Below are 25,085 nucleotides of genomic sequence, written 5' to 3'. Positions count from 1 at the left end.
CGTTCAACCTCGGCGATTAGCAAATACTGAAAATTAATGAAGTTATCGCCTTCGCCAAAAGGCAAGGCATCACACGTTACATAATTACAGTCAACAATTATAATTAACCTTATTAACGACTTCCTACGGAAACATACCCTAGATAATATATAGACTAATTAGTCAGGCACAGAGTTGACCTAGGGGGCTAGAATGTCACGCAATGCATTGATTTCACTTATTTGTTTGATGCTATTGCAAATTTGCATGCCTGTAAATGCGCAAACTCGTGCCCCCCTTCCTGCGCCCCGAGCGCCCTTGTGGTGGGGGGGCAGTGAGGATCGGGCAGGAAAGACTCCCGATGAGGCTTGCCGCAAGGATCATGATTATTGGAATCCTGAAGCTCCGTATTTGCCTCCAGAAAAGCGGCCAGATTCAGATATTACCTATAATTGCAAATGGCTTGCAGCTCAAGATGAGGGCGGGGCCGGTAATACAATATTACCGGCTATAGTATGGGCAAATTGTGAAGTTGATTACTATTACAGCAATGGAATGTGCTATAATCCTAATATTGAAAGACCTATATGTGATTGCACAGATTCGGCTTTGCCTGTTGGGTCAATGCCTTCTATATTTGCAGGAGATCCAGTTGATGTAAGTACAGGCCATGAAGTAAGATACGAGAAGGATTACGAATCTGCAGATGGCTTACTATCTATACAAAGACGATACGTAAGTACCAATTTCAGTGCTTATGATGACCCGTTTGTTGGATTTGGCCAATCATGGCAGGGCCTAATACCGGCCCGACTTTACATTTCTCCGAACTTTGGAAGAGTCACATACGGCGCCAATAGAGGTAGCTCGTCATTGACATTTGATTGGGATGGCAATGACAATAGTTACAAATTTGTAACATCGAATGAAGACCGAAGAGCGACCCTGACTTTTGTTGGTAAAACAAGGGAGTCAATGTCATCATATTACCAAAGTCAATCAATCATCAATGGTTCAGCTGAATTTAAATTACAGTTTTCCAATGGAGAATATATACTTTATAGAAGAGCGAACGTATTCAGTGGCTCATTGCGAGGTGAAGGTCGCTTTGCTGTCCCAATCGAGCGTGGCTACGCAACCGGCTACAGGATTACCTATATATATCCGGATGCGGGATACTATCCATCGTCAGTATATGATAACCACGGCCGAACTTTAAATTTATCGTGGCAGCTGGCCTCGCTCGAACCCGGCATGCCTCCTACCGATAGTGATCCACGATATAAAGTATTGAAGAGCGTAAAGCTGCCCTCCGGTGGCAGTTTGGAATATCAGTATGACGAAGCCCGCTGGGCTTCAGACGGGGCAACGAGCCTCGATATGGATGGTCGTGTCGATCGTCTGATAAAGGTTAAGCGATTTGATCATGATGGCGTGTCTTTGTGGATGAAGTCCTATCTATATGAGAACAGCAAGTTCCCATATGCACTTACGGGCGTTTTAGACACACTGGGACATCGTGTTTCCACCATTGAATATGATCAATCTGGTCTCGTCAAATCTACGCAGCTTGCGGGAGGCGTAGATAGATACGAATTTCAATCATATATCATGGTAGACAATGACGGAAACTCGTCTGACGATATAGTTTATAGGGATGTGAAGAACCCACTTGGACAAATCAAACATTTTGAGATATCGCGAGGATATGGGGGCGCGCATGATGCACCTCATCCTTCTATATTTAAAATCACGACTCTGCCTTCCAATAATACCCCTGGAAGTGAGGTATCTCTTTCAACAGATCGCCTCGTTCCATACTCAATCACAGATGGTCGGGGCACGCAGACAAATTATGAATATGCCGGTCTATTCGGTAGGCCTACGACGATCACTGAAGCGGTAGGGCTGCCAGAGCAACGGAAGACCGTCACAAGTTGGCATGCGAAATTCGATCTTCCGGTTAAGGAAGTCGTATCAGGTTTGACCACGACATACACCTACGGTGCGACAGGTCAGATTCTAACAATTACGAAGACGGATACAACGAGCCAGACAGTACCGTACTCGACCAAGGGGCAGGCGCGCACTTGGACGTATAGCTGGAACGCCAACGGAACCCTCGCATCGGTTAATGGACCCAAGGCAGCTGTGAATAGCCAAGACGATGTAACCAGCTATGGATATGATCAGAACGGCAATTTGCAGACCATTACCAATCCGCTCGGACAGGTTACGCGATTTGAATCTTTCGATGCGGATGGTCGTCCTGGAGTAATGACGGATGCCAATGGTGTAAGTACGACCTTTGCCTACGACGCCTTGGGGCGACCCACGACATTCACCGTCAAAAATCCCGCCGATACTACGCTCGATCGCACCGCCACACTAACCTACGATCCAGAAGGCCGCGTTATCGGCGTGACCCAGCCGGGTACGGATCCGCTGATACTCGATTATGATCTTGCTGGACGGTTGAGCAGCGTTCGCGCGGGTTCAGGTGAGCGAATAGATTATGAACGCAATGCGATGGGCGGTGTCGTTTCGGAAACGATCAAGCGCACCGATGGTTCGGCACGATCGACGATCACACGTGTCTTCGATGAGCTCAATCGCGTGATTCAGGTGGCCAAGGGGCCGGGGCGGGTCAGCAATTTCCAGTACGACGTTAATGGCAATATCGTGCAACTGCAGTTGGCGCGTTCGAACGCAACAATCTTCGCTTTCGACGGCCTTGATCGGCTCGTCAGTTCCGTCGCGTCCGATAGCGGGAAGACGAGTACGGCCTATAACGCACGCGATGGCGTAACATCCTTTACCGATCCGGTAGCGGTCAAAACGACGTTCGTACGTAACGGTTTTGGCGAGGTGATACGCGAGATCAGCCCTGATCGCGGCATTACTACGTACTATCGCGATGCTGCTGGTGACGTCATCGCGCAAATCGATGGGCGCAATCAGCGGGTTGATATAGTTCGCGACGTGCTGGGCCGGATTATTCAGAAAACGCCCGCCAATCGGCCTGCGTCGGAGGTCGTCAGCTATACCTATGATGCTTGTGGCAGCGGAGCCTATCTCGTCGGGCGATTGGCCTGCATGACAGATGGCACCGGGACCACAACGTTTGGGTATGATTTTGCTGGTGACTTACTTGAAAAGCGTCAGGTGATCGGCGTGTCGACGGACGCGAAGCTCGGCTATCGGCGCGACCAAGCCGGGCGTGTCGTCGAAATTCTTTATCCCTCGGGAATGACTGTCTCTTATACGCGAGACAGTAAAGGGCGCGTCATCGCGGTCCGAAGCAAAGCGTCCGAGGGATCTTCTTGGACAATCCTGGCTTCTTCCATGGGCTACGAGGCATTTGGCGCTTTGAACGCGCTGACCTATGGCAATGGCTTGGTCCTCTCGATGGAATGGGGCAATGACGATCGCCTCTATGCCAAGACAGTGCAGTATGGCGCTACTAATCTTTGGGCGACGCGGTATCGTTATGATAGCGACGACAACATCATCGGTATCGATGACCTGGTAGATACTGCTCGCAGTGGGACCTACGGGTATGATGGCGAGAATCGTATGATCTTCGCGACGGGGAGCTTTGGATCGGCCCGGCGCTATGATTATCTTTTGGACAAGAACGGTAATCGTACCGCGCTGGAAACTCGCAATGACGAAAACCAGAGCGTTGCGATATCGACGACGCCTTTCACTCGGGCAACCGGCAGCAACCGTCTCGCTTCGATAGGGACGGATTCCTTGGCGCGGATGATCGGCTATGATGGACGCGGGAATACTACGTCCGAGACGCGTCCGGCTGGGATAACTGTGAATGTCAGTTATGACGGATATGGTCGGTTGACCAACTATACCCGCTCCGATCAGCCGGTGCAGGACAACATCTATAATGGTCTCGATGATCGCGTCGTGGCGACCAGCACGAATGCAGGCGTTACGGACGTTCGGCGATTTGTCTATGACGCAGACGGCCGCGTCATGGGCGAGTACGGCGCTGATACGAGTGACGTGAGGGGTGAATTTGTCTGGCTACAGCCGGAACAGGCTGAAAACAGCATATTCTCGAGGGGGGATGGCTTGGGAGGCTACGGCATCCTCGCTGTCGCAGTTGGTGCTGGCGCACGGCAAAAGGTCGAATTCGTTTCTACGAGTCATCTTGGTACGCCCGTACTGACAACCGATATGGGCGGACAAGTCGTCACGCCGAGCGACTATTCCCCGATCGTATTCCCGGGGCAGACCCGGACGCTGAGTGATCTCTATTATAATCGCTCTCGCGATTATGATCCTACGCTGGGTCGATATATTCAGGCCGATCCGATCGGTTTGGAAGGCGGCACCAATCCCTATGCCTATGCTGCCAATAATCCACTGAGGTTCATTGATCCTTCGGGTTTAGCGCCTCGTCCGCTTGATCCAAATGGTGAGGAGTGCAGGGCGCTTGAAAAAAAGATCGCTAACATTCGGAAAGACATAGCAAAAAGAAAACAGGAAATTTTGGATAATCCAAATGACCTTCCTGAGTTTTTGCAAGGAGGAAAGCCCCGGGACTCTGTCGAGGGTCACCGGCAAATTATTAGGAATCTTGAAGAGATTTTAGCAAAAAGAGAGGCCGAGTATGCCCAAAAATGTGGTGGAAAAGGAGGATGCCCCGAGGGGATGGGTACTGCCGCAAAAATTGGAGCAGGAGTAGGTATTGGATATGCGGCTTATAGAGTATTAAGATTTCTTCCCTCTCTTCTACCTCCTCTATGGGAAACGATTCCGCTGAATCTTGTTACCCCGTAATTATCACGGTATTGGAGCAATCAATGAAATTATATAATGTAAATGGCATTGAAATATACAATTTACCTGGCCATGGTAATTCAAATGACTTAGACTCTGCAAAATTGTCAGGATTAAATCTTTCTTTTGTTGATTTAGAAGGTTTCAATTTGAGTGATGCGGATATGTCATATGCAATCCTGAAGGGTGCGAACTTATATTGGGCCATACTGTTTCGAGCAAATTTGACTGAAGCAAACTTGGCGGATGCCGATTTGCGAGGAGCGAACCTTTGCCAAGCCAAAATGGTCAAGGCGGATTTGTCTGGATCAAACTTTGGTTATGACAAATTGGGGGTGGCGGCCAAGCTACAAGGGGCTCAACTATTAGAAGCAATAATCGAAGATTCCAATTTCATTGGCGCAGAATATGATGATTTTACAGTATTCCCAAAAGACTTTAACCCTATTACTCGCGGAATGAGAATGGTAAATTTTTAAATATTCCTTTATCACGCCATAGTGAAAATATTGGTGGAATGGCTAAGGTCTAGGCGTTTCTGGATTTGGTGAATATGGAGATCCTATTATCAGCGTTACTTTGGATCGAGCGCCTGACCGCAGGCTCATTCGCGACAGCCATTGCGACGATTGCCGTCGCAATGGCTGGTCTTGCGGTCATGGCGGGGCGCTTGCGTGCCCGTCGTGGCTTGGAGATCGTGCTAGGTATCGGTATGATCTTTGGAGCACCAAGCATCGAAAGGGGGGTTTTGGCCGTACCTTCATCGCAGCCTGTTGAGATATCCCTGGCTCCTGCCGCCACTCCGATCACCGTGAGGCAGCCGTCAATAGCTATGTACGATCCCTATGCGGGCGCATCCGTTCCGAAATCGCAAACATCCTCTGATATTTTTTTGCCAGTCCGGTAAGATCTGAAGGCGCGATGCGTTTTCCATAAGATCAAGAATTGACGGGTCTCGATAAACCTACGAGAAGTCGGTAATGCGTTGGGCGGGGATGAATGGTGTCGATCAAATCTAAACTCAGTGTCATCTCTCTCATTGCCTGGCCGCAAGTCGCTTTGGCACAAGACAGTTTTGCCGATCCGGCCGGTTCCGGCCCCATCGTGGGGGCCATGCAGTGGTTGCAGCATACCTTGCTCGGCACGGTCGCGACGGTCTCTGCCATAATCGCCGTAGCCTTGGTTGGCTTCCTGATGCTGACCGGCCGGATAAACTGGCGCTACGGTGCCACCGTGATCCTGGGCTGCTTCATCCTCTTCGGAGCGGCAAGCATCGTCGGGGGCATTCAGGCATCGGCTGGCAGCGGCCTTTGACATGGACAGCCTCGACCGGGACGTGCTGTTCACGGGTCTGACGCGTCCGCAGATGCTGCTCGGCGTCACCTATGGTTTCGCCATCGCCAATGCGATCCTGACGACCGAGTTGTTCCTGATCTTCAAGTCCGCCTGGGTGCTGGTCGCGGCGGTGGTGGTCCATATCCTCGGCTTTACGGCCTGCCTGCGGGATCCGCGCATTTTCGACCTCTGGTTGGTCAAGGTGCAGCGCTGTCCTCGTATCAAGAATTACCGGCTATGGCGTTGCAACTCGTACCGCCCGTAGGTCAGCCTGAAGACTGGGCGTGCGAGGCAGCGGCAGGCTCGCACCTGCCGTACCTGGCGCAAATCGACCCGCATACGTTGATGCTGCGCGACGGGCGGCTGATGCAGGTCATCGCGCTCGATGGCCTGCTGTTCGAAACGGCCGAGACGAGCGAGATCAATTATCGCAAGGCTCTGCGCGACGCGATGCTGCAGGCGATCGGCTCGTCGCGTTTCGCGCTCTACCATCATATCGTGCGCCGACGTGTCGACATCGCGACCGAAGGGGTGTTCCCCGATCCGTTCAGCGCGCGTGTGGATGCGGCGTGGCAGCAGCGGCTGGCCACCAAGCATTTGTTCGTCAACGAGCTGTTCCTGTGCCTGATCCGACGACCGGCGCAAGGCAGAGGCGGTTTTGCAGATCGGCTCGCCAATCTGTTCGGCCGTATCTCGACCGAAGGGCGTTCGACGGCGCTGATCGAGGAGCGGCGCCAGCTCGAAGCCGCAACCGATGCAATGCTCGCGGCGCTGGGCACCTATGGCGCGCGACGGCTGGGCAATTACCCCCTCGCCGGGGGCACCTGTTCGGAAATCCTCGACTATCTCGCGCTGCTCTATAGCGGCGCTCCCCGGCCGGTGCAGTTGCCGGAGAGCGACATTGGCCAGGCTCTGCCCGATCGGCGGATCAGCTTCGGGGCCGACACGATCGAATTCGGCAGCGCAGGCGATGCGCCGCGTGGCTTTGTTGGCATGGTCGGGGTCAAGGAATATCCCGGCGCGACGGGGCCGGGGATGCTTGACGAACTGATGCGGCTGCCGATCGAGTTGACCGTGACGCAGAGTTTCGGCTTTGTTGACCGACAGGCCGCGCTCGGCAAGGTCAATCTGACGCTGCGCCGGATGCGGGCAGCGGACGACGAGGCGCTGAGCTTGCGCGGCGAACTGGCGGGAGCGCGCGACGACCTAGCGGCGGGCCGCGCGGCGTTCGGCGAGCACCACCTGACCGTCTCCGTGCGCGGTGAAACGCCCGATATGGTCGACGCCCATGTCGCGGAAGTGCAGGCGGCTTTGACGGATCTGGGCATCATCGCGGTGCGCGAGGACATGGCGCTGGAGCCATCCTTCTGGGCGCAATTTCCCGGCAATTTCCGCTACATTCCGCGACGCGGGCTCGTTGCCAGCCGCAATTTCGCCGGGCTTGCCAGCCTCCATAATTTCCCGGTGGGGAGTGCAACCGGCAATCACTGGGGCGATGCCGTAACAGTGCTGGAGACGACTGCCGCCGGGCCCTATCATTTCAATTTTCATCACGGCGATCTAGGCAATTTCACCGTCATTGGCCCATCGGGCTCGGGCAAGACCGTGGTGTTGAACTTCCTCCTCGCACAGGCGCGGCGCTTCGATCCCCGCATCGTCTTTTTCGACAAGGACCGCGGTGCCGAGCTATTCCTGCGCGGGATCGGTGGGCGATATGACGTGTTGCGCGCTGGCGAGCCCGCCGGGCTCAACCCGCTGCTGCTGGACGACACCCCGGAGAACCGACGCTTCTTGGTCGAGTGGCTGGGCCTACTCGTCGGTGATGTGGGCCGCCCCCTCGATGCCGATGATCTGGCGCGGATCAAGGAGGCGGTGGATGCGAACATGGAAGCGCCGCGCGCCTATCGTCGGCTCGGTCATTTCGCCCAGCTGCTGCGCGGCGGACATCGCCCGCGCTCAGGGGATCTGGCGGCGCGCCTGGCACCTTGGTGGGGAAGTGGCGAACATGCCTGGCTGTTCGACAATGCCGAGGATCTGACCGACCTCGGCCAGCGCGTCGTCGGCTTCGACATGACGCGTATCCTCGACACGCCGGTCGTGCGCACGCCCGCCATGATGTATCTGTTCCACCGCGTCGAGGAACGGCTGGACGGAAGCCCGACGATCATCGTCGTCGACGAAGGCTGGAAGGCGCTAGACGACGAGGCGTTCACCGCGCGGATCCGCGATTGGGAAAAGACGATCCGCAAGCGTAACGGCATCGTCGGCTTCGCGACGCAGAGCGCGGAGGATGCCTTGGAAAGCCGCATCGCCTCGGCGATCGTCGAGCAGGCGGCGACGCAGATCTTCATGGCCAACCCCAAGGCGCAGGCGCGCGACTATGTCGATGGCTTCGGTCTCAGCACCCACGAATATGATCTGGTGCGCGGCCTCCCCGATAATGCCCGGGCCTTTCTCATCAAGCACGGTCAGGAGAGCGTGGTCGCGCGGCTGGACCTTTCGGGCGAAGCGGACTTGCTGACCATCCTGTCGGGGCGTGAGCGCACGGTACGGTTGCTCGATGCAATCCGCGCGGAGACGGGCGACGACCCGCAGGCCTGGCTGCCCCGGCTGCTCGAGGCGGCACGGTGACGCTCGGCTGCGTTCCCGTCGATGCGGATGCAGGCGTCGTCCTTCGCTTCGCGGCGAATGCCGAGTGCGCGGCGCAGACGATCGGTGCGGACGGCTTTCAGGCGATGATCGGCGGCCCGGTTGCAGCGGGGCTATTGTCGGCGTTGGTGACGATCTTTGTCGCGATCATCGGCTATCGGTTGGTGCTCGGCAATGCGCCACGCTTTGACGAGGGCATAGGGCGGGTCCTTCGGTTGGGCATCGTGCTCGCGCTGGTCACCGGCTGGCCGGCGTTCCAGACACTGGTCTACGACACGGCGACACAAGGGCCGGAGGAGATTGCCGCCACTATCCTGCCCGCCGCAGGTCTGTCGCCGACCGATCTGCCCGCGCGGGTGCAACAGGTGTATGATGCCATGCGGCTGGGTGCCAGCGGCGATCCGAGAGCAGGTGATGCGCAGCAGGGCGCGTCCTCTGCTGCGTCCACTACGTCTCAGCCCGGCACGGCGGGGGCGACCGCGACGTCTCAAGCAAGTGCCAGTCAGCCTGGGCTTGGCGCTTTGCCGCAGAGCGCATCGATTTTTGCAGTAGCGACGATCGGCACGCTGGCGGCGCTCCATCTGGCGGTCGGCTTATTGCTCGCGCTCGCGCCCCTCGCCATTCTCGCGCTGCTCTTCGACGGTACGCTCGGCCTGTTCAATGGCTGGGTTCGAGCGCTGGTCGGCACCGCGCTCGGCGGGCTTGCGGCCACGATGGTCACGGCGGTGATGCTGATCCCGATCGAACAGGAAGTACTGAAGCTTCAGGGTTGGCGCGGCGGTGGCGTGCTGGCGGTGGTCGACCCCCAGGCCTTGCCCACCCTCGTGCTCGCCAGCGCCGTGGCGATGCTGGTCTCGACGCTGGCAGCAGTTCGAATGGGCAGTGCCCTGCGCTATGCCCCCGTCGCTGGCAGCATCTGGGGTTCTGCCGCACGGAACAGCAGCCGTTCGGAGGTGTCCGTTTCGGCAAACACGCAAGTGGCATCCCCACCGGCCAGGACCACCGCCGTTCCAGGGCGCGACCGCGCCGCAGGCGTCGCGGAAGCCTTGGCCATGTCGGTGCGACGCGAACAGCAGTTAGGCGGCAATAGCAGCTCTGGGGCGATGGCGGCGCCCGGCGCATCGTCGGCAAGCAGGCTGCAGGATCAATTCGCATCGACGCCCGGCGGGCAGGGAATGGCAGCGCGTCGGACGGCGCTACGCCGTTCGCGTGCCGCGGCATCGCGAGACAAGGTGGGACGGTGAAGAAAGACTATCACGCACAAGCCGAGAGCTGGGCGCTCGACCGAGAGGTCCAGGCGGCACGCTCACGCCGTACGGCCTGGACGGTGGCTGGCATTGCCGTCGCGGTGGGGATGTTCGAGGCCATCGCACTTGCGATGCTCGCTCCCCTCAAGACCGTCGAGCCCATCACCCTGCTGGTCGACCGGCAGACGGGCTATGTCCAGGCGCTCAACCCGCTTCAGCCGCAGGGCATCGCGGCGGACGATGCGCTGACCCAATCCTATCTGGCGCAATATGTCATTGCCCGCGAAGGCTTCGACCGGGCCACGGTTCGCCTGGATTATCGCAAAGTCGCCCTATGGTCGGCCGGAGTGGCGCGCAGTCGCTATCTGGCCTCGATGCCGGCGAGCAATCCCAACAGCCCACTGACACGCTATCCGGCGGGCACGACGATCAGCGTGCGGGTGAAGAGCGTGTCGCGCGTCGGCCAGAATGTCGCGCTTGTCCGTTTCGACACCCAACGGGTCGATCGCGACGGACAGGTTGCTGCACCGTCGCCCTGGATCGCGGTGATCCGTTATCGCTTCGTCGATGCGCCGATGGCGCTCTCGGATCGCCTGATCAATCCGCTCGGCTTCCAGGTGACAGGCTATCGCCGCGATGCCGAAGCCTTGCCGCCACCTGATGCCTCGCCTCCCTCCATGCAAAGACCTGATGCTCAGCCGACGCCGCTGGCCGCTATTCCAGCCCCCATCGCTCCTGGTCGCGTCGTGCAACCGATAAAGCTTGGTCGTTCAGAAGCTATGCTGGCGCGAAGAGTTGAAACGGCATCCTATCAGGTGGGTGCCCCCCGCGCGGTACCGATCAATCAATTGCCGATGGGCTCGCCGCTTTCGCCAAGAGCGGACGCGCCGCCTGCCGGGACAGCCCAGCCATGATCCTGACCATGCTGGCCCTGGCTGCGCCGCAGGCGATGTTCCAACCCTCCGACCCGCGCATCCAGACGCTTGTCTATAATCCGGGACAGGTCGTGACGCTGACGGTCGCGCAAGGCTATGCAACCGTTGTCGAACTGGTGCCGGAGGAACGCGTCGATACCGTCGTGGTCGGCAATAGCGCTGGCTGGCAAGTCACCGCTTCGCGCGCTGGCGACAAGATCGTCGTCAAGCCGCTGGCGGGGGCCACGACTACCAACCTGGTCGTCATCACCGATGCGCGGCGTTATGCGTTCCTGCTCCAGCCGGGCAATGGCGATATGGGCACGCCGTTCATCGTCCGGTTCACCCCGCCATCCGAGCCTCACGCGAATGCCGATGCAGCCGGACAAATCCGCACGTTCCGCTTGTCAGGCGACAAAACCCTGTTCCCGGAAGAAATGTCGGGGGACGGTCAACGCACCCGCATTCGATGGAAGCTGGACGTGCCATTTCCAGCCATCTTTGCCGATGATGGCCGCATGAAAGAGACGTTGGTCAACGGACGTATGGTCGACGGCGTCTATATCATTGAGGGGGCAGCGCGGCGTTACACCTTCCGTGTGGGCAAGCAGCGTGCGGTGGCCACGGCTGTCACAAACGGAAACCGGCGATGACGGCGCCCGCACCGCGCAGCCGTGATCCGCGACCGACCGTGCGCCTGCCGCGCGCGGGTGTTCCGGGCGTCGCGATCGCCGGGGGGGCGGTGCTGGCCGCAGGGCTGCTCTTCGCGGTCCTCGATGCGCGGCGCCGTGACGATCGCACCGGACCCAGGGTGGATGCCGTCCAACAGGTCAGCGCCTTTCCGTCACCGCCGAGCCTCGCACTCCCGCCTGAACCAGAGACGACTCTACAACCCCCTGTGGTCATGGTGGCCCCGCCAGTCCCTACCGCGCCGCCTGTCATGTCGCGGCCTTATATCGCGCCGCAGTCCTCCCCGCCCATGATCGTCGCCGCGCCGCCACAGCCGATGATCATGCCCCAGCCGACCCCGCCGCCAGAGCGACGGGCAACGCCCACTGAGGAGCCTCAGGCACTGATCATCGATGGCGGCATCGAACGGCAGCCCGATACGGGGACGTCCCAAGCCGCCAAAGTGTCGCAAAACGGCAATCAGCAGCGTAATCCCATGATGCAGGGGCCGGGATTGGGTAGCGATACGGCGCCAGCACAGGCGATATCGCTTCGTAACCCGACCATGGTCATGCCGACCGGCACGATGATCCCCGCCGTGATCGAAACGCCGATCGATACTGCGCGGCCTGGACTCGTCCGCGCGATCGTCAGTAGCGATACGCGGGGGTTTGATGGACGGCGTGTCCTAGTGCCGCGCGGCTCGCGTCTGGTCGGCGAATATCAGGCCGTCGTACAAGGCGGACAGAACCGCGTACTCGTCAACTGGACACGCCTAATCCGCCCCGACGGCGTGACCATCGCGCTGTCGTCACCAGCCGCCGATGCGCTGGGCGGGGCAGGCGTTCCCGGCAAGGTACATAGCTTCTTCTTCCAGCGCTTTGGGGCCGCCTTGCTCCAGTCGGCGATGACCGTCGGCGTCAATCTGGCCTCGCGTCCCGGCAACGGCTCGGTGATCGTCGGGCTGCCCTCCAGCCAGATCAACAACACCGTTGGCCAGGGCCTGCTCCCGAACGACCTGCGGCCGAAGATCACCGTCAAGCAGGGGGCGGAAATCAACGTGTTCGTCGCGCGCGATCTCGACTTTTCCCTCGCGTCGCCCGCACCGTGACCATTTCGTACCCAAGGGGGGTGTAATGCGGTATTTTGCTTTGGTGTCAGTGGCATTGCTCACATCAAGTGCATCTCAAGGCGAAACGGTTCGGTATGCCTATGATGCTCAAGGTCGGTTGCAAGTAGCAGATTCCAGGCGTCCAGGCGGCGCTGCGGCCGGCTACGGCTTCGACCAAGCAGGTAATCGCGTACGATATCAATCAGCACTGGTAGTGAGAACCGGGACTTTACCGGCTGGTACAAGTCTGAAAGTCGGCGAGGGCATCATTTCGCCAGGAGGTGGCTACAGGTTTACCCTGCAATTCGACGGTAACCTTGTGCTTTATGCCGGGCCAACCCAACCGCTGTGGGCAACGATGTCATTTCAGCCGCAAAATGCGCATCTTGAAATGCAAGGTGACGGAAATCTGGTGCTTTATACAGGAAATCAGCCAATCTGGTCCTCAAATACGTACAACCATCCAGGGGCATTTTTCGCCGTCCAAGATGACGGCAATATAGTCGTTTACGACGCGAATGGCTCCCCTCTCTGGGCAAGATTTTGACTTTAGAAAAACGAAATTTGTCCAATATCACAAAAATATAAGATCGCACGAATTATCAGCTTAACACTGCACCCATCACTAGCGGAGCCCGTATCTATGGACCTGAAAATTCTGACAAGGCCAAGTCAGGCGGAGCCGATAGCGGGCCATGCTCTCGCTGAAATCCTGCGTGTCATCCATGTTAGGTTAACACGTAATTATTCTACTAACTCCAAATATAATGCTATACGTCCGCGTACTGTCGGCCTGCCGATAAATATTGTTTGGCCCAGATCCATACCCCGCTTGGACATCCCGTGAGTAATTCAACAGCATCCTATCTTAGTGTCTATCTAGCGCCGCTGGCTGAATATATGGCTCGGGGCGATATCACCGACATTTACATCAACCGGCCTGACGAACTCTGGATAGAGCGTCTCGGCCACAAGCCTGAGCGTTGCGATGCGCCGGGACTGACCGACACCTTGCTTTGGCGATTGGCCAAGCAGGTGGCAAGCCTGACCCATCAGGGCATCAGCCGGGAGCACCCTCTTTTATCGGCAAGGCTGCCCGATGGTTCGCGCATCCAGATCATTGCGCCACCCGCCACCCGTGGCCCGATCGCAATCGCGATCCGCAAGCATCTCGTCGCTGACCTGACCCTTGACGATTATGTCAGCCAGGGTGCCTTTGCGCGTACACGTAGGGGCGAGGGTCCCAGTGTCGATGACGAACTGGCCGCGTTCTATGAGGCAGAGGATTGGGGAGCATTCCTCCGCCGGGCGGTACGGCAGCGCAAGACGATCCTCGTCTCCGGCGGCACATCGACCGGCAAGACCACTTTTCTCAACGCCTTGCTGCGTGAAATCCCCGAACAGGAGCGGCTAATCCTCATCGAGGACACGCCGGAAATCCAGTTACGTCATGCCAATGCGGTGGGCCTCGTTGCCATACGCGGCGAGCTTGGTGAAGCAAACGTCACATCCGACGATCTGTTGACGGCCACCCTGCGTATGCGACCCGACCGGATCATCATCGGCGAGCTGCGAGGCCATGAAGCTTTCACGTTTCTACGCGCGGCGAACACCGGGCACCCCGGTTCGATGAGCACCATCCATGCCGACTCGCCCGAAGGGGCTTTCGAGCAGCTAGCCATGCTGGCGCGAATGGGTTCGGTGCCGGCGAGCCGCGATGAAATCATTACCTATGCCCATACCGTCGTCGACGTCGTCGTACAGATCGAGCACCGCGATGGGAAAAGGCAGATTTCTCAATTGCTCTGGCGGGGCGCGTAAGACAGCAAAGTAAAAGATGTGAAATAATTCATCTGGTGTGATCTTGCGCGAATCAAGGCGAACGTCTCCAAAGAAATTGTTTTTTCCGGGGGGATGCAATGCGCTTGAAAATCACGGCAGTCTTAATCCTGCTTTCGATCCCCATGGGGGCGGCCATGGCGTTGGAAACTGCGACCTTCAGTTATGATGCGCTAGGTCGTTTGATCCGCACATCGAAGGATGTGGCCGGTCCCAATATATCAACCTATCAATATGATGCGGCCAGCAATCGCCAGAGAGCAACGACGTACCCTGAGGCGACTATCCCAAACGGCGATTTTGAAAACCCGGCATTGAGTAGCTACGTCTACGATCCCGCTGCTCCTGGTCTTTCTTTTTCCGGTAGCGCAGGTATTTCAAGATATGGCGATGCATGGGGGTTTCCGGCGCCTTGGTCGGGGCATCAGGTGGCTTTCCTCCAAGCGACTCCGGGGGGCACCGGCGCTGTCGAGATGACGGCGGTCAACCTCTACCCTGGACATCAATACCAGATCGCCTTCGCGGCAGCGCAGCGGCCGGGCTATGCCGCTAATAGCCTGCAAGTCTTCATAAATGGTGTGCTCGTATGGAGCCGAGTTCCGGCATCGGCCGACCACTTCACCCCTTATCCTACCTCGTCGTTCGTTCCATCATCGGACAGTGTCACGATACGGTTTGCGTCCTCACCGTCCTCGCAGGATTCGGCATCTGCAATTGATTCAATCAGTGTGCAGCGGCTGAACTAAGCTGGTATAGTTATTTGATACTGCTTCATATTTTGTATGAAAATAATATGATACAAAATTCATGAAGGTTACCTCTTGTGAAAACTTGCAGCTGGCATTTTAATTGGAGAATAGATTAGGGGGGTGGTCATGAAAATGCGTATATGCATTGCTCTTGTTCTGGCGGCGGTTCCCGTAAGCGCTGCCTTGGCCACCGGAACCGTATCCTACAGCTATGATGCGCAAGGGCGACTGATCCGGATCGTCAAGAGCGGCTCGGTCAACAATGGCGCGGCTGTTCAATATACCTATGACAAAGCCGGTAATCGGGTCCGCGTGACGGCTACAGGATCGTAACCAGCTCGATAAAGGCTGCGAGACGCTGCCGTACTGCCAGCACTTATAATTCGGTTGCAGGTCAATCTTCGCAGACGCGCAGATAGCGTGGGCCCTTCTCGTGCCCACGCCCGTCGTCGCGCGCAAAAAAATCAGGGGGTGGAACATGAAAGTTGGAAATTTCGGCGCCATGTCGACGCGTAAGCGTCGTCTCTGTCTCGCGATATCTACCGCGTTGTGCTCGGGTTTGGCAGCACCTGCATTTGCGCAGATCGTGCCTCCTATTCACACATCTGTCGACGCTAATGGTGTCGACCTTATTAGCGGAAATTTCGTCACTACGATCGTGGAGGGAAGTATAGGTTCCGGGGCGGGGGCTATCTCTCTGTCAAGGAATAGATTTGGTCAGTCGAATTGGATCGACAATTGGTCTGGTGGTCTGTTTACCCAAACAGTCAATGGAAGCAACCGAGTCTATGCGACGCAGGGCAGTACTTCTGAAGCCTTTGTTCAAAGCTCTACGGGATACCAATCCGTCAGCGGTGACGGATCAACGCTTACAAATTCGGGAAGCACCTATACACTCACTGCCTCTGATGGAACCAAGATTGTATACGACGCTGACCCAAGCATGTACCCTATACAAGGATTTGCATGCACCAAATTTGGAAGTGGATACTCTTCGTGTGCTATTCCCAAAACAGTTACGCGCCCCGATGGAATGGTGTTTACGATCAATTGGTCGTTTGCCAATATGTGCCCAGGGCAGCGGGTTCGGCAACCCGACTGTCCAAATGGTGTAAGCTACTATAGGTTTGCGGGAGTTACGAGCAGTTCCGGGTACGGAATCAGGGTAAATTATGTCACTTCAAACCCTGGTAACTATAATGCTCCGCAAACAGACTGGTATAATAAGACATCTGTCACATTTCTAAATAGCAAGGGAGGAGGCGGATCGTCATCCGTCTCTTATGCGACGCCATCAGCATATTATCCTGATTTTACGGATGCGGCTGGTGGAGCTTGGCATTTTTCTGGTGGTACCAATTCGGCGCTGTCGGGCATCCAAATGCCTGGTAGCTCTGGGGTGAACATATCGATTAGCAATCAAGGCCCTGATGGGACAGTGTCTGCCGTCACGCGCAATGGTGTTACGACCAATTACAGCAGATCGGTGAACGGCAATCTCGCCACGACCACCATCACCGATGCCCTCTCGCATACGACGACGGTGGTAGCGGATTTGAATGTGCAGAGGATTGTGAAATTCACCGACCCGCTGGGGAATGTCACCAACTATACATTCGATCAGAATGGTCGCCTAACCCAGGTGACGCTGCCATCTGGAATTTCGAAGAGCTACACCTATGACGGCTATGGCAACGTCACGAGTGAAACAGGCTCGGCCAATGGCGTCACCATCACGAAATCCGCTGGTTTCTCTCAAAATTGCTCCGGCTCACCGGTTTGCAACCAGCCCGTATGGACGAAGGACGCGAATGGCAATCAGACCGACTATACATACGACTCCGCGACAGGCCACCTTCTCACGGTCACGGCACCGGCAGATAAGACGGGGACGCGACCACAGCGGCGTTTGGGCTATTCGACGATTTCAGGGGTGTCGTTGCTGACGTCGACCTCCGAATGCACAAGTTCATCCAGTTGCGCGGGCGCAGCGAATGAGTCCAAGACCAGCATCGCTTATAATTCCAACCTTTTGCCGTCCAGCGTGACGCGATCGTCCGGCGATGGCGCGATCAGCGCCTCGATCGCTGCGACCTATGATGATTTTGGCAATGTGACTGCGGTCGACGGTCCGCTGCCGGGTTCGGCAGATACGACGAACTATACCTATGACGCGATGCACCGGGTGACGAGCATTGTCTCGCCGGATCCTGATGGCAGTGGGCCACGGATGCGGCGGGCAAAAGTCATGCATTATCTGCCGAATGGCTTGGCGGACTCGGTCAGCGTCGGCACGACGGATGCAAATGGTGGATCGTTCAACTCGCTGCAGCAACTGGTCAGCACTTTCGACGGCAATATGCGCAAGGTCCAGGACACGCTGTCGGCGTCGGGCACGACCTATGCGGTGACGCAGTATGGCTATGACGCGGTCGGTCGGCTGCAATGCACGGCCGTGCGCATGGATCCGAGCCAGTGGGGCGGCCAGAGCGATGCCTGCACGCCGCAGACGAACGGCGGCAACGGCCCGGACCGTGTGACCAAGCAGGTGTACGATGCCGCCGGGCAGGTCACCGGCGTCTATTCGGCCCTCGGCACCGGCGCGCAGGCCTTTGAGCAGACGAGCTATACGCCCAACGGCAAGGTCGCCAGCGTGACCGATGGCAATGGCAATGTGACGACCGCGGGATATGACGGGTTCGACCGGCAGACGACCACGACCTATCCGGGCGGCAGCTTTGAGCAACTGACCTATGATGCGAACGGCAATGTGGTGACGCGCCGCCTGCGCGATGGCCAGGTCATCAACTATGGCTATGATGCGCTCAACCGGATGACGTCGAAGGACCGGCCCAACAACAGCTATTCGGAATATGACCAGAGTTATGGCTATGATCTTGTCGGTCACCTGACGAGCGCATCCGACACCAGCGGCCGGACCCTGAAATACGACTATGACGCGCTGGGCAACCGGCGCGCGCAGTATGACAATGTCTATACCTTCGGCAACGCGACCTTCCAGTATGACGCGGCAGGACATCGTACGAAGATGACATGGGGCGACGGCAACGCCGTGACCTATGACTATCTCACGACCGGGGAGGCGAATACGATCCGCGATGGCTCGGGCAACGTACTCGTGTCGTTCGGCTATGACGATCTGGGACGGCGGACGAGCCTGAGCCGGGCCAATGGCACGATGACCTCTTATGCCTATGATCCGGCATCGCGTCTGTCGCAATTGACGCAGGATCTGGCCGGAAGCGCCAATGACCTGACGGTGACGTTCGGCTATAACCCGGCAGGTCAGATCACGAGCCGGAGCGCGTCGAACGATGGCTATGCCTGGACGGCTGGCGTGAACGCCGACCGCAGCTACAGCGTCAATGGGTTGAACCAGTATACCCAGGCTGGCTCCGTGTCGCTTGGCTATGACGGCCGCGGCAACCTGACGAGCTCGGGCAGCGATACCTACAGCTACACGGTCGATAACCAGATGGCGGTCGGCAAGGGAATCGGCATGGCCTATGATCCGCTCGGCCGCCTGTTCAATGCCGCGGTCGATCCCGGTGCCAACACCTCATTCACCTATGACGGGCCGGACCTGATCGCGGAGACCAACCAGAATAACGGAGCACTGCTGCGCCGCTATGTCTATGGCCCGGGCAGCGACGAGCCGCTGATCTGGTATGAGGGCGCAGGGCTTGGCGATCGGCGCTGGCTGCATGCCGACGAGCGCGGCTCGGTCATCGCAGTGACCAACGATGCGGGCAACGCCATCGCGATCAACCGCTATGACGAATATGGCATTCCGCAGTCCGGCAATATCGGGCGCTTCCAATATACCGGGCAGAAGTGGCTGCCAGCGCTCGGCCTCTACGACTATAAGGCTCGCACCTATTCGCCCACCCTTGGCCGCTTCATGCAAACCGATCCCATCGGCTACGGCGATGGCATGAACTGGTATAACTACGTCAAGGGCGATCCGGTTAACTTTAAAGATCCGACCGGATTGACATGGAAATTATGCACATACTACAGTGTTACTTATACTTACTCAGATGGATCCCAGGAAACAGTCGTCAATGATCCGGCTTACACCCAATGCACGGAAATGCCCGATCCGACGCCAAGTTGGAATCCAGATACATATGGGCCGGGCGATGGTGGCGGGCCTAGTGGGCCTCCCTCCCCTTCAAGGTCTACCACTCCTACTCAGCCGTCGCAAAATTCTCCACGACCTGCACAAGCGCCAACGCACCACTGTAAATTGACCGGAGACATCATCGCCCTTGGTTTTGATGCGGCTGGCTTTCTTGCGGGCTTTACGCCGGGTGGGGATGCAGCCGTAGCTTTGACCCAGATCGCATTGGGAGCTGGCGCTACAACCAATAGCGGCGCAGGGCATGACAATTTAGGGATTGGACTCGGGTCTGCGGGCATGATTTCCGCATTATTTACCCCCGCAGCTAAAGCAACGGGTTTACTCGCAAGAACTATTCCTGGTTTAGGTGCTGCTATTGCCATAACAAGCACGATTCATGATGCCAAAGGCCTATTGGATCATCTCAATGGAAATTGTCCCTCGGATCAATAATATCATGAAAAATTTTTCATTGCAGTCATTGGGTTATGCCGCCGGCCTTCTATCTATTCCGATAATGTTTGCATCATCACATTTTTTTGGTGAATCATTAAGTATTTTGATTGGCTTTATTTCTGCTATAACAATATTTTTTGTAGCAAAATTCTTTATTCGTTCTTAATAGCAATTTTTGTTAATATTTCCGTAAATCAATAACCCAGACTGCACTTCTGGGATATGGGACCATTGGCCAGTGATTTTCTACCACCGTCCGAGAGGAAAGTAATATAGAGATTGCGATTGCAGCCATTACACTCATAACCCTTCTTCAAGACCGGATAAATGGCGCATATACTTAAAGAGAGAATAAAAAGCGAGAGTATACCTCTCTCATATTCTTTTTTGGGGGGGGCGGTTTGCGGACTGTGCGGGTGCTATGCCGCCGGAACTGCTATGACGGTGCATGGTGCCCTAGCTTGTCCGCCATGCTTCGATGATATGTCTCGTCGTAACAAGTGAGAAATGCATTATATACCAATTGTTGTATTTTAGACGCGTATCATTTAACCATTCTATGGCAACACCCCTCTGATAATGGGCATGATATAATGAGCGCGACTGGTCGAATAGTAAGCATTAGTGCTTTTTTAGTTTTACTAGTGCCTTCGTTAATCCAAGCGCAGAGCTCGACATCTTTTTCTTACGACTCGATGGGGAGGCTGACCGGAACTGCTGACGGTACTGGCACAAAATCCACTTACACGCTTGATCCAGCTAGCAATCGTAGGGATGTTGTCGTCCGCCGGCAATTCGATCGCATGTGGGAGGCGGAGAACCTTCCCCATATTGTCGGCTACGCCGATCGCAATGGATGGGCTGCCAACGTAAACACGGCAAGCGGGCATATGACATATGGCCCATATGTCACTGACATTGCCGCAGGAGCGAGAGTGGCCACCTGGCGCATGGCCATCGACGTTAGAAATGCATCGAATGATCAGATCGTGACGCTCGATGTCTACGACTCTACGGCTGGCGAGCAACTCGCATCGCGGTCTATCTCTCGGCTCGAATGGAGCGCTGATCAATCATTCCAAGTATTTGAGCTACCCTTTACCATGGCAGCTTCACGTGCTGGCCACGCCTTAGAATTTAGAACATATTACCACGGCTATTCCTACATATTGGTAGATAAGATTGGTGTATACTAATCATTATCCAATGATTACCTGAAATCTATCGAGATACATCTTTATAATATCAAAGCCTGATTATTGCTTGCAGAACCCCGGGATGATTAACCTGTTCAGCTAAATCACAATCTGACCGAGCACCTGTACGTGACCGGAGATTGGCGGCCATGAATCCATGCCGTTCAGGTGAACTCGATGCTACCGCAGAGCGTCTTCCCGGCAGATGGCCCCACGTTTAGGCGTCGAGAATCCGCCTGATCGAAATCCTTTGGCCTCGCGCGTCTTGCCGGCATCACGGTTCACCCCCTCCCACTTCGATCGTGCAGCGCACCGCCTTCTTCGTCTTGGCCGCCTGACCACGACATACCTCCAATGCTTCACGGTTCGTAGCCACCAGCCGGTCGGCCGCCACTAAGCTGGCGAACCCGGTCGCATCCCCTGCCCGCATCAGCCGCTGCCCGGCCTCCCACATAGGCAGTCGCAACGATCGCGCCGCCATCCGCTCCGGCAACAGCCAGCTCGCCGGGAAGCTGCGCGCGATCGGGCCGGCAAGGGCCGCCCACAACACCATGCCCGCTGCAACCCCGGCCAGTCCCATCTGCCGCAGCCGGCGCTGCTGCTCGCCCGCCATGACGTGCGAATCCAGCTGATAACGAAGCTTGGCCGCCACCTCGTCCATCCCCTGCTTCGCTGCGGTGAACAGGCGGTGATCCTCCCGCCGCGCGTCGAAGCCGGCCGCCATGATCTGCCGGCCGATCTCCTCGGGCGGGAGCGATAGCGCAGGGCTCTTCACCAGCACATCGACGCGTTGCGCCACGGCGGTGATGTTATTGGCGATGACGCCCAGCGTTTCGGAATAGTCCGGGGCGTGGGCATCATCGCCCCGTTCGGCCGCCAGGCGTTCGACGGCACGGCGGAGCAGCGTAACCTCGCCGCGAAGGTGCTCAAACGCCTGCGTCGCTCCATCCATGTCGTTGTCTTGCGTCATTCACGCCTGCCCTTTTTGCACTTGCAACCGACGATGCTGCGCTGCACAAAGACCCTACCTTTCAGGCATCCTCTCCTAAAAACTTTGCGGCCGTCCATCAGGGCGGCCTTTTTTTATCGCTCGAACCCGCGATCCTGCTGGCGATCACGCATACGCACCCTTTCGATCTGGTGCCCGCGATCCAGCCCCAGCTCGGGCGCATGCCGCTCAAGCGCTGCGCGGAGCGCCGGATCGTGCCGCAGTCCGTCGATCATGTCGGCCCTGACGCTGGCGATGCGGCCACTGCCACCACCACCTTCGGCCTCCAACGCCCGCCAGCGCTCCATGAACCGCTCCGCGCGACTGTAGGGATCGCCACGGACCCGCGCCTCCTCGGCCATTGCCCAGACGGCACCGCGCGTGTTCCCGGACGCGGCCTCATGCACCAGCCTCGGATCACGCTGGAACGCGACGACGAGATCGCGTGTGCCCTGCTCACGTATCGTGTTGAGCGCCTCACCGGCGCGCTCCATCGCCGTCATCTGATGCGGCAGCACCGGCAATCCCTTGCGCTGCATCTCGGCTGCCTTGACCGCGGCCCGCGCATAGCGCCGGATCGCCACCTCCAGATCCGGCCGGTTCGTGCTTTCGGTTACACGGTCGGTCTCGGGCGCCTTCGGCCGGAACCCGGCGAACATGCTCCTAGCCTTCGCCTCGACCGTCCGCACGATCTCGCGCACCCGCTCCGGCAAACGGATCTCGCGTCTGTCCGCGAAAGCACGAGCCGCGGCGTCGGGATCGACGGCATAGTCGGCCGCCATGTCCTTTGCCCGATCCCGCGACAGCACCGCGGCAAGCTTCGCGTCAGAGGCGAAGTCGTCGCGACCATAGTGGAGCTGCACGCCGTCCCGGTGCCGCGACAAGGCGACATAGGCGGCGTGCCGGTCCATCCCCGGCGTCACCAGCACATGCGTCCGATCGACCGTCACACCCTGCGACTTATGGATCGTGGCGGCATAGCCGTGATCGATCGCGGCATAGTCCTTCAGGTCGAAGCCGACATGGCGCCCGTCGTCGAGCCGCACCGCCATCCGGCCGGGCGATACCGCCTCAACCATGCCGAGCGTGCCGTTCTTCACCCCCAGCCCACGCTCGTTGCGCAGGAACATGATGCGGTCGCCGCTCGCAAACTGCCGCTCTCCGCGGTCCGCCTGGACACCCACATCCTGCCCGAGGTGGCCGCTCGCCCGCATCCGTGCGCGCGCCTCCTCGTTGAGCGAGCGCACCTCCGCGTTGGTATGGGTGAGAATCATCCGCGTAGCGCCCGGCTCGGCCTGGCGTTGCCGGTCCCAGTCCTCCACCAGCGCCGCGCGCGCCGCCTCGCGCGTGTCGGCGCTGCGCACCATATCATGATCGCGATAGGCGCGGATCGCTTGATCCGTGCGCCCCGTGGCCAGCCAGCGCGTCGCATCGCGCTGCCAGTCCGTCCGCTGTCGGCGGATCTCGGTGATCTCGGCCGCACCGTGCGCTTCCGCGATCGACCGGAACGCCGCACCCGCCTCGATCGCCTGAAGCTGCTCGGGATCGCCGACCAGCACCACTTTGGCGCCGGCCTGGGTAGCAGCGGTCAACAGCCGCTCCATCTGCCGCGTGCCGATCATACCCGCCTCGTCGACGACCAGAACGTCCTTCGGCCCAAGCTGGTCGCGATCCCGCGCCCACGCATGTTCGAGACTGGCGATCGTGCGCGAGCTGATCCCCGATCCTGCCTCCAGATTTTCCGCCGCGATCCCCGACAGAGCCGCCCCGCGCACCGTATAGCCGGCGCTCTCCCATGCGTCCCGGGCAACGCCCAGCATCGCTGACTTGCCGGTGCCGGCATAGCCGATGACCGAGGCCAGACCGTCGCGCTTCGTGATCCGCCCCAGTGCGTCACGCTGCTCGCCCGACAGCGTCAGCCCCCTCCCCTCCGCGCCCTCCAGCGCGCGAACGACATGCGATGCACCGACGAAATGGTGCCGCCCATTGGCGAGCCGATCGCCGGCGCGCTCCAGCCGCGCCTCGGTCGCGATCATCTCGCGGCTGGTGAAGCGCTCGTCGCCGCGCCCGTCCCGGCCCAGCGCCACCAGCTCGGGCGAGCCCTTGGTCGCCGCCATGACTCGGTCATACTGCTCCTTGCCGTCCGAATGCCGGAACGCGAACACCGCCAGGTCGCGGGTGGTGAAGGTCGCCTGGGTGCGCGTGATCGCGTCCAGCGCGACGCGCGGATCCGCGATGATCCTGTCGCCGTTCTCCCACGCAATGCGCGCATGATCCTCGATCCGCTCGGCTTCCAGGCCCTGCCCCGGCCGCCTCGATGCGGCCGGTCCGATCTTGTGCTGCGGCTCCAGCGCAATGCCCTGATCGGCATAGGAGCGATGATCGATCCGCGCATCGATCCCCAGCGCGACCAGCCGCTCGTTGACATGCGCGCTCCACGCCTCGCGCCAGTGCTGCAACAGCTCGGTGCCGTTCCAGTCGCGCTGCTTCTTGCCGAACCCGTCGGGGCCGACATCGCGCATTGCCAGCATGACATGCGCGTGCGGCTTGGGACTGCCATCCTCCGCCCGGTCCCAATGGACGCTAAGGTCAGCCACCATGCCTCGGTTCACGAACTCGCGGGCCACGAAGTCGCGCGCGAGCCGGATGCCCTCTTCGCGGTTCATCTCGCGCGGGATCGCAAACTCGATCTCGCGGGCGAGCTGCGCGTCCTTGCGCTTCTCGCCTGCCTCCACCTCGTTCCACAGCATCGTGCGATCCCTCAATCGCGCCGGCGCACACTCGGGCAACAGCACCTCGGAGTGGATCACATTGGCTTTGTTGGAGAAATCGTGATGCCGCCCAAGCCGCTCATCGAACAGTTCGCTGGCCGAGCGATAGGCGGCGGATGCAACGGCGCTGGAGCCTTTGGCCCGGCTGATGACCTTGGCGCTGAAATGGTAGATCGCCATCGCGTCTCTTCTTCTACTCTTCTGAGCGCATGTCGGCAACGACGTATAAGCGCGC

At 58.2% G+C, this 25,085-nt stretch carries 18 protein-coding genes; 16 read left to right on the top strand and 2 right to left on the bottom strand.

Going from position 1 to position 25,085, the window contains the following annotated elements; all coding sequences use genetic code 11:
- Positions 1-192: 192 nt before the first annotated feature.
- The 16 genes from U1H82_RS16640 (at position 193) to U1H82_RS16570 (ending at position 21,091) form a co-directional block, all read left to right on the top strand.
- Positions 193-4,782, top strand: a complete 4,590-nt coding sequence (locus tag U1H82_RS16640) for an RHS repeat-associated core domain-containing protein (protein ID WP_322966078.1) — start codon at positions 193-195, stop codon at positions 4,780-4,782.
- Positions 4,783-4,805: 23 nt separating this feature from the next.
- Positions 4,806-5,261 (top strand): pentapeptide repeat-containing protein, encoded by a 456-nt coding sequence (locus U1H82_RS16635; protein WP_322966077.1) that lies wholly within the window; start codon positions 4,806-4,808, stop codon positions 5,259-5,261.
- A gap of 74 nt (positions 5,262-5,335) precedes the next feature.
- Positions 5,336-5,689 carry a TrbC/VirB2 family protein gene (locus U1H82_RS18330; protein ID WP_375339553.1) on the top strand — a complete coding sequence of 118 codons (354 nt, stop codon included), beginning with the start codon at positions 5,336-5,338 and terminating at the stop codon, positions 5,687-5,689.
- 92 nt (positions 5,690-5,781) lie between these two features.
- Positions 5,782-6,096 carry a TrbC/VirB2 family type IV secretion system protein gene (locus U1H82_RS16630; RefSeq protein WP_322966076.1) on the top strand — a complete coding sequence of 105 codons (315 nt, stop codon included), beginning with the start codon at positions 5,782-5,784 and terminating at the stop codon, positions 6,094-6,096.
- Position 6,097: 1 nt separating this feature from the next.
- On the top strand, positions 6,098-6,382 hold the full coding sequence (locus U1H82_RS16625; RefSeq protein ID WP_322966075.1) for a VirB3 family type IV secretion system protein: 285 nt from the start codon (positions 6,098-6,100) through the stop codon (positions 6,380-6,382).
- Entirely contained in the window at positions 6,355-8,748 is a 2,394-nt protein-coding gene (locus tag U1H82_RS16620; RefSeq protein WP_322966074.1) for a VirB4 family type IV secretion/conjugal transfer ATPase, read from the top strand. Before U1H82_RS16625 ends, U1H82_RS16620 begins: the two co-directional genes overlap by 28 nt.
- Positions 8,745-10,010, top strand: coding sequence for a type IV secretion system protein (locus tag U1H82_RS16615; RefSeq protein ID WP_322966072.1), 1,266 nt, complete (start codon positions 8,745-8,747; stop codon positions 10,008-10,010). The genes U1H82_RS16620 and U1H82_RS16615 overlap by 4 nt, the downstream gene beginning before the upstream one ends.
- On the top strand, positions 10,007-10,927 hold the full coding sequence (locus U1H82_RS16610) for a VirB8 family type IV secretion system protein (RefSeq protein ID WP_322966071.1): 921 nt from the start codon (positions 10,007-10,009) through the stop codon (positions 10,925-10,927). The genes U1H82_RS16615 and U1H82_RS16610 overlap by 4 nt, the downstream gene beginning before the upstream one ends.
- Entirely contained in the window at positions 10,924-11,580 is a 657-nt protein-coding gene (locus U1H82_RS16605; protein ID WP_322966070.1) for a TrbG/VirB9 family P-type conjugative transfer protein, read from the top strand. Before U1H82_RS16610 ends, U1H82_RS16605 begins: the two co-directional genes overlap by 4 nt.
- Positions 11,577-12,707 (top strand): TrbI/VirB10 family protein, encoded by a 1,131-nt coding sequence (locus tag U1H82_RS16600; protein ID WP_322966069.1) that lies wholly within the window; start codon positions 11,577-11,579, stop codon positions 12,705-12,707. Before U1H82_RS16605 ends, U1H82_RS16600 begins: the two co-directional genes overlap by 4 nt.
- A 25-nt stretch (positions 12,708-12,732) precedes the next feature.
- Positions 12,733-13,254 (top strand): hypothetical protein, encoded by a 522-nt coding sequence (locus U1H82_RS16595; RefSeq protein WP_322966068.1) that lies wholly within the window; start codon positions 12,733-12,735, stop codon positions 13,252-13,254.
- A 296-nt stretch (positions 13,255-13,550) separates the two neighbouring features.
- Entirely contained in the window at positions 13,551-14,528 is a 978-nt protein-coding gene (gene virB11 / locus U1H82_RS16590; protein ID WP_445977871.1) for a P-type DNA transfer ATPase VirB11, read from the top strand.
- Positions 14,529-14,626: 98 nt separating this feature from the next.
- Positions 14,627-15,292 (top strand): hypothetical protein, encoded by a 666-nt coding sequence (locus tag U1H82_RS16585; protein WP_322966066.1) that lies wholly within the window; start codon positions 14,627-14,629, stop codon positions 15,290-15,292.
- 129 nt (positions 15,293-15,421) lie between these two features.
- Positions 15,422-15,628, top strand: a complete 207-nt coding sequence (locus tag U1H82_RS16580; RefSeq protein WP_322966065.1) for an RHS repeat domain-containing protein — start codon at positions 15,422-15,424, stop codon at positions 15,626-15,628.
- 1,153 nt (positions 15,629-16,781) lie between these two features.
- Positions 16,782-19,892 carry an RHS repeat-associated core domain-containing protein gene (locus U1H82_RS16575; protein ID WP_322966064.1) on the top strand — a complete coding sequence of 1,037 codons (3,111 nt, stop codon included), beginning with the start codon at positions 16,782-16,784 and terminating at the stop codon, positions 19,890-19,892.
- 596 nt (positions 19,893-20,488) lie between these two features.
- The gene (locus U1H82_RS16570; protein ID WP_322966063.1) at positions 20,489-21,091 is read left to right on the top strand and encodes a hypothetical protein; all 603 of its coding nucleotides are present in this window, start codon (positions 20,489-20,491) and stop codon (positions 21,089-21,091) included.
- 274 nt (positions 21,092-21,365) lie between these two features.
- Here U1H82_RS16570 and U1H82_RS16565 read toward each other — a convergent pair whose 3' ends face one another.
- Together U1H82_RS16565 and traA are read right to left on the bottom strand one after the other, a co-directional pair.
- Positions 21,366-22,061, bottom strand: a complete 696-nt coding sequence (locus U1H82_RS16565; protein ID WP_322966062.1) for a DUF6118 family protein — start codon at positions 22,059-22,061, stop codon at positions 21,366-21,368.
- Between the two features lie 113 nt (positions 22,062-22,174).
- On the bottom strand, positions 22,175-25,030 hold the full coding sequence (gene traA, locus U1H82_RS16560) for a Ti-type conjugative transfer relaxase TraA (RefSeq protein ID WP_322966060.1): 2,856 nt from the start codon (positions 25,028-25,030) through the stop codon (positions 22,175-22,177).
- Between the last annotated feature and the right edge of the window lie 55 nt (positions 25,031-25,085).

It is taken from the genome of Sphingomonas fuzhouensis, assembly GCF_034659795.1.
GTDB classification, from domain to species: domain Bacteria; phylum Pseudomonadota; class Alphaproteobacteria; order Sphingomonadales; family Sphingomonadaceae; genus Sphingomonas; species Sphingomonas fuzhouensis.
This window is presented reverse-complemented; position numbering and strand designations above follow the sequence as displayed.

What these genes read in the sequence shown, in the direction of transcription:
- U1H82_RS16625 (WP_322966075.1), top strand. Translation starts at nt 6,098, where the DNA reads ATGGACAGCCTCGACCGGGACGTGCTGTTCACGGGTCTGACGCGTCCG.
- U1H82_RS16630 (WP_322966076.1), top strand. Translation starts at nt 5,782, where the DNA reads ATGGTGTCGATCAAATCTAAACTCAGTGTCATCTCTCTCATTGCCTGG.
- U1H82_RS16585 (WP_322966066.1), top strand. Translation starts at nt 14,627, where the DNA reads ATGCGCTTGAAAATCACGGCAGTCTTAATCCTGCTTTCGATCCCCATG.
- U1H82_RS16570 (WP_322966063.1), top strand. Translation starts at nt 20,489, where the DNA reads ATGAGCGCGACTGGTCGAATAGTAAGCATTAGTGCTTTTTTAGTTTTA.
- U1H82_RS16580 (WP_322966065.1), top strand. Translation starts at nt 15,422, where the DNA reads ATGAAAATGCGTATATGCATTGCTCTTGTTCTGGCGGCGGTTCCCGTA.
- U1H82_RS16640 (WP_322966078.1), top strand. Translation starts at nt 193, where the DNA reads ATGTCACGCAATGCATTGATTTCACTTATTTGTTTGATGCTATTGCAA.
- U1H82_RS16600 (WP_322966069.1), top strand. Translation starts at nt 11,577, where the DNA reads ATGACGGCGCCCGCACCGCGCAGCCGTGATCCGCGACCGACCGTGCGC.
- U1H82_RS16605 (WP_322966070.1), top strand. Translation starts at nt 10,924, where the DNA reads ATGATCCTGACCATGCTGGCCCTGGCTGCGCCGCAGGCGATGTTCCAA.
- U1H82_RS18330 (WP_375339553.1), top strand. Translation starts at nt 5,336, where the DNA reads ATGGAGATCCTATTATCAGCGTTACTTTGGATCGAGCGCCTGACCGCA.
- traA (WP_322966060.1), bottom strand. Translation starts at nt 25,030, where the DNA reads ATGGCGATCTACCATTTCAGCGCCAAGGTCATCAGCCGGGCCAAAGGC.
- U1H82_RS16635 (WP_322966077.1), top strand. Translation starts at nt 4,806, where the DNA reads ATGAAATTATATAATGTAAATGGCATTGAAATATACAATTTACCTGGC.
- U1H82_RS16620 (WP_322966074.1), top strand. Translation starts at nt 6,355, where the DNA reads ATGGCGTTGCAACTCGTACCGCCCGTAGGTCAGCCTGAAGACTGGGCG.
- U1H82_RS16595 (WP_322966068.1), top strand. Translation starts at nt 12,733, where the DNA reads ATGCGGTATTTTGCTTTGGTGTCAGTGGCATTGCTCACATCAAGTGCA.
- U1H82_RS16565 (WP_322966062.1), bottom strand. Translation starts at nt 22,061, where the DNA reads ATGACGCAAGACAACGACATGGATGGAGCGACGCAGGCGTTTGAGCAC.